The organism is Oscillibacter sp. CU971 (genome assembly GCF_905219725.1).
Lineage (GTDB): Bacteria > Bacillota > Clostridia > Oscillospirales > Oscillospiraceae > Oscillibacter.
The window spans coordinates 1-2069 of record NZ_CAJMXG010000394.1 but is presented as its reverse complement, the minus strand read 5'-3'; the positions used below and the strand labels follow the sequence as shown (position 1 = coordinate 2069).

Annotated in this window: 2 protein-coding genes; both read right to left on the bottom strand. The window is 47.7% G+C overall.

Translation table 11 applies throughout. The features are described 5' to 3' along the window. Positions 1 to 41 precede the first annotated feature (41 nt). The gene (locus JX325_RS15805) at positions 42 to 908 is read right to left on the bottom strand and encodes an AMP-binding protein (RefSeq protein ID WP_204792011.1); all 867 of its coding nucleotides are present in this window, start codon (positions 906 to 908) and stop codon (positions 42 to 44) included. 214 nt (positions 909 to 1122) lie between these two features. Next, positions 1123 to 1704, bottom strand: a complete 582-nt coding sequence (locus JX325_RS15800; protein ID WP_204792010.1) for a recombinase family protein — start codon at positions 1702 to 1704, stop codon at positions 1123 to 1125. Between the last annotated feature and the right edge of the window lie 365 nt (positions 1705 to 2069).

Below are 2069 nucleotides of genomic sequence, written 5' to 3'. Positions count from 1 at the left end.
TTGTTTATTTTGCACTTATTGTTGACACACTTATGTGAACACTACCTAGGGTCAAACTGTGGTATTAAAATCGTTTCCATGCCGATGGATAAGGGTAGATGAAGGCCATTGCCCACGCCATAGGCAATAAATGGCGGCATGATATTTAGCCATGAGTGTTCACGCTGCATATCGATACCGGAAATTTGACATTGAAAAGCTGAAATGTTCAGATTATCATTTGTGAGCATGACCCCTTTAGGCCGGCCAGTTGTTCCACCTGTGTGAACAATGACAACAGGGAGGTTCCTTTCATATTCGGTATCGGTGTCTCCGATATAAGCGGTTCCTTCAGCAATAAAGGATTTCCAGCTGATACAGAGACTGTTGATCTTCGGACTCTTTCCCTGCTTCACTTTATAAAGAGTTCGCATTACAGGCGGCAGGGAATCCGCAGGAGATATCACCAGCACCTTTTTGATCGTGGTTTTGCTCAAAATATCCGCTGCCTTGGGCAGGACAACATCGACTGCGATCAAAAGCTCAGACCCTACCTCTTGAATATAGTCACGAATGCCCTCGGCGCTGGTTCGCGGGTCGACCATATTTCCAATCGCGCCGATTTTCCCAAGCGCGTAAAACAAATATACGGTTTCCGGCAAGGTTGGCATCAGCACTGTGACGATACTTCCTTTGCCAACACCATTCTGCTTCAGCGCCCGAGCCGTTTTTTCGATGTTCTCAAACAGCTCCCCATAACTGATTTTGCGGCCAAAATAGTTCAGCGCCGTTCTGCCGCGATAGTCTTTATTGTTTTCGTAGAGGTAATCGTATATCGTACATGTCGGCAGTTGGGCGTTGATTGCCTCTTCGCTGTAGTATTTCAGCCAGGGCTTGTCGATGGATGGATAACCGGTCAAACTCCTCATAATTATCTGAGCTCCATTCCTAATTTTTGAAATATGGCTCACAAGGTGTGGGTTGCAGTCCACACAAAATGAGCCATGGTGTTGAGCAAGGTAATGCCGTTTTTGAGGACGGTGTGCCTTGCTCTTGTCTATTTCAACAACAAAATTTTAACATATCCCCCAGAATTTTGCAATAGTGGGAGTGGCTTACAACCCACGCTTTATTTTCCAAATATCATTCCTTGCACCATCGCTGAAAGGTCCCGTGGGCTACACCCAGTTCCTTTGCCGCCGCTCTGCCAGAGATTTCACCTCTGCGCCACGCAGCCATGATGTCTTCGTAGTTCTCGCCACGATCCTTAAACTTTCGTCCAAAATGGACGCCTTTTGCTTTGGCAGCGGCGAGCCCCTCGGTCTGCCGCTGGCGGTTGAACTCCCGTTCCGTCTGAGCGACATAGCTTAGAAGCTGGAGCACGATGTCAGTAATCAGCACCCCGGTGAGATCCCGGCCCTGGCGGGTATCCAGCAACGGCATATCCAGCACAATGATGTCGACCTGTTTTTCCTTGGTCAGCAGCCGCCACTGCTCTAAAATTTCATCGTAGTTGCGTCCCAGTCGGTCGATGCTCTTGATGACAAGGGTGTCTCCGGCTTTCAGTTTACATACCAGCCGCCGATAACCAGGACGTTCAAAGTCCCTGCCGCTTTGTTTGTCCAGAACAATGTTACCGTCTTTTATGCCAAATTCCCGCATAGCGACCATCTGCCGGTCCTCGTTTTGTTCTTTTGTAGAGACCCGAACATATCCGTATTCCATATCGCTCCTCCTTCTTCTGATAGGTTCATTTTAGAGGAGCCATGGGTTCCCGCAATTTGAAATTAACTCAGAGGATGCGAAAGCGGCCGTTCCCACAATGGAGAAACAGCCGCTTTAAATTCATTTTAGCGGATTTCCTCTGGTGCATCATGTCTTCGCCTCCCAGCGATACACCATACCAGGGTCAAGAACGAAAGTCCAGAAGATCATGAACGTAACTACATTTTATTCTCCCCCCTGCAAACGGAGGCTCTGTATGGTGAAGATATGATAAAATAAAGAAAAGGAGGCGCGGGGTATGAAACAGGAAAGTTTTAGCGATATGGAATACAGATGCCGGAAAAAGAAAACAAAACGGGAAGAAT